General features: G+C 38.3%; 3 protein-coding genes. 1 reads left to right on the forward strand and 2 read right to left on the reverse strand.

Annotation, left to right across the window (positions count from 1 at the left end):
* Nucleotides 1–492 precede the first annotated feature (492 nt).
* Nucleotides 493–1,611 (forward strand): IS110 family transposase, encoded by a 1,119-nt coding sequence (locus tag DXB91_RS13945; RefSeq protein WP_118018524.1) that lies wholly within the window; start codon nt 493–495, stop codon nt 1,609–1,611.
* 463 nt (nt 1,612–2,074) lie between these two features.
* Here DXB91_RS13945 and DXB91_RS13950 read toward each other — a convergent pair whose 3' ends face one another.
* Together DXB91_RS13950 and DXB91_RS13955 are read right to left on the reverse strand one after the other, a co-directional pair.
* Nucleotides 2,075–2,494 (reverse strand): hypothetical protein, encoded by a 420-nt coding sequence (locus DXB91_RS13950; RefSeq protein ID WP_055223661.1) that lies wholly within the window; start codon nt 2,492–2,494, stop codon nt 2,075–2,077.
* 10 nt (nt 2,495–2,504) lie between these two features.
* Nucleotides 2,505–3,108, reverse strand: a 604-nt coding sequence (locus DXB91_RS13955; protein WP_207661328.1) for a hypothetical protein, incomplete at its 5' end; no start/stop codon positions are given.

Below are 3,108 nucleotides of genomic sequence, written 5' to 3' on the forward strand. Positions count from 1 at the left end.
AACAGCCACATTTTGACAAAATTTGTTTATTAATGTCAAAAGCATTATTGATTATTATTTCCAGCCATAAACTGGACTTCTCGGGTATTTCCAGCAGTTTTCAATTTTACCATATTGGTCTCGTATAGTTTAATGGCATCTGAGTTAACTTTCTTTATTTTCATAAAAAACACGCACCTTTCACAACAAATTTTTTTGTTATGAAAAGTGCGTTTATATCGGTCAATTGGAACTTAATATGAAGTTTTGTTCTTTCGTATACCTAGGGGCAAATTTCGCTTTAACCTATGAATTCCTCTACGGAATTCTGACTCGATTCATAATAATCGGTCACCGAAAAGTTTTGCCTTCGGCAATGGTTATGGAGGTAGTTGGATTTATTAGACAATATGTAATGACCTCCACATTGTAGGTTCGTGGATTTACCTGTATACTAAAGATTGTCAAAGTCAATGGTAACAGGGATTACCGCATACAAAGGGAGGTCATCAAATGAATTATAACACAGTTTACGTAGGAATGGATGTACACAAAGAAAGTTTTACATTTTGTGCGTACACAATCGATGCAGAGAAAGGTTCCCACTTCCAGAGAACAGAAGCTGATTACAAAAATGTTCTGAAATATCTGGAGTTTCTTCGTACCGTCTACGGAAACGATGCTAACTTTATATGCGGTTATGAGGCGGGTTGCCTCGGTTATACTTTATATCATCAATTAATAGAGCATCATGTTAACTGTGTGATACTTGCGCCAACAACGATGCTTGAGCAGTGCAGCAGAAGAAGAATTAAGACTGATCGGCGTGATGCTGAAATCATTGCCAAATGTCTGGCACAGCATAATTACAGTCCTGTTCATATCCCTACAGCAACGGACGAGGAAACAAAAGAATTCCTCCGTATGAGGGCTGATCATAAACTGGCACTGAAAAAGGTCAAGCAGCAGATTCTTGCATTTTGTCTTCGCCACAACTATCGCTATGATGGAAACAGTCATTGGACAGCAGCGCACATCAAATGGCTTAAGTCATTAAAGCCTGAGGCACTTTATAAGGAAATCCTCGACGAATATCTGCTGACCTATACTACCCTTAGCGATAAGCTTGAACGGTTGGATAAACGCATTGAGGAGCTTGCCTCCAAGGATGAATACAGAGAATCGGTTAAGAAACTCTGTTGTTTCATCGGTATCAAGACTCACACCGCATTATCTGTTCTGATTGAGGTTGGCGATTTTCAGCGTTTTGCTTCTGCACAGAAATTTGCTTCCTACCTGGGACTTGTACCGGGTGAGGATTCCAGCGGTGATGAACAGACAAGGCTTGGCATTACCAAAGCCGGAAATCGTCATGTGCGTATGCTCCTTACAGAAGCTTCCCAGTGCTATGCCCGTGGTCAGATAGGATTCAAATCAAAGGAACTGAAATCACGTCAAGCCGGTAATTCACCACAGGTTATTGCTTATGCAGATAAAGCCAATGAACGCTTAAGACGCCGATACTACAAAATGGTTCTTGGAAAAAGTAAGAAACACAATGTAGCTAAAACAGCGATTGCGCGTGAGCTTGCCTGTTTCATGTGGGGCATGATGACTGATCATATCACCTGATACAGGTATAACATCGTGCTGCCGATATCAAGACCAGGCCGCTGCCAGCGGTGCTTCGCAGCCTTGACATCATCATCCCGCTGTTATAGCAGGTAATCAAGCAGATGTAAGATGGCTTGCGCCACATACATCTGGCCAGTAACTAAAGTAACAACTGAAGACATCCTGAAAGGGCTTCGGCCATTTCAAGGTTCGAGCTATCTGCGATAAATCTATGTTGGCACAGAGAAATCTGTGATCCACGCAATTAGACGGTAGAGCTCACGGCGGACCATTGACCTGTCGGTAACCAATCCACGTATATCAGAGTGGCCAATGCCGGGAACTGATACTCCGAGGCTCTTTCCGGGTGCCTTCAGACAACTAAATAAAGTTTTGTGGTGATTTCTGTTAACTTGTACTTGACAAGAGGTCATTACATATCAGATTTTACTTCTAAGGAAGTCTTAAAGTATAACCATAATTAAATATAAACAATCACAATGCCTGTCTCCGATGATTTATTATCATAATATGAAAATATTTTTCCCCATGCATAATCATATTCTATTCCTGTAATACTTTCATTACTTGGAATTCCTAATTCATTTTTCAAAAAATCATTATTATGTTTTCTTAATTCTTTCAGAATATTATCATTCATTGTTTGATAATTCATTTTGTACTTCTCTTCAGCATTACTTAATTCAACTTTTGATATTATCTTATTATCACAAAAAATAGTAGTCCAGAACTTTTCTTTATTTAATTCCATTGGCTCCTTGGATATATATACTTTTCCAGTATTAAATTTTATTACATTGAATTCATCTGCATTTAATATATCAATACTCGTCTTTGGTTCAATAATATATCTTCCCAATTTAATTTTCCCATTTTTCATAGCATTTCTCCTACTTAATTTCATTCATCATACCGAAATATTCCTCTAGTGATATTTTAGTATTTGTTAAACTAATCGTTTGATTATCTAATTTTTCCAGTACTCCATTAGCACAATTAAAATCAAAATTAGGGTCAAATCTTTGCGTTAATCCTCCTTGACCAAATTGCGGATTATTCAAAGCGACTCCATCTGCCACATTTAGTTCTCCATGAACTTTGTAAGGAGTTAACTTACTTCTGTATTCTGCATAAGCCATTCCTTTTTCATAATATGGTTTTACTTGCAATCCTCCAAAGACCTTTTGAGCATCATTGCCTATAGTCTGCGCTACTTCTGATGTTGTAGAATACCCCGTTGGGAATGGTTCGCCCATATAGATTATATCACCATCATGTAATGTTATATTCGTATAGGCATCCACACCAGTATAGGGATAACTACCTTGCCAAGCGGACGCTACTTCTGATGGATTACAACTTTCCCAACACACATTTTCTTTCCCATATGTATCCCTATAATAATTATACCAATCCATTCCTGTAACATCGTCTATTGTTGTACTTCCACCCTCACAAGTAATACTTCTTTCAGACTCCACCCGTCCTTTGCTA

The organism is Coprococcus sp. OM06-34AC (genome assembly GCF_003462545.1).
Classification (GTDB): Bacteria; Bacillota; Clostridia; order Lachnospirales; family Lachnospiraceae; genus Coprococcus; species Coprococcus aceti.

Coding starts and splice junctions, on each gene's coding strand:
- DXB91_RS13945 (WP_118018524.1), top strand. CDS start 493: ATGAATTATAACACAGTTTACGTAGGAATGGATGTACACAAAGAAAGT.
- DXB91_RS13950 (WP_055223661.1), bottom strand. CDS start 2,494: ATGAAAAATGGGAAAATTAAATTGGGAAGATATATTATTGAACCAAAG.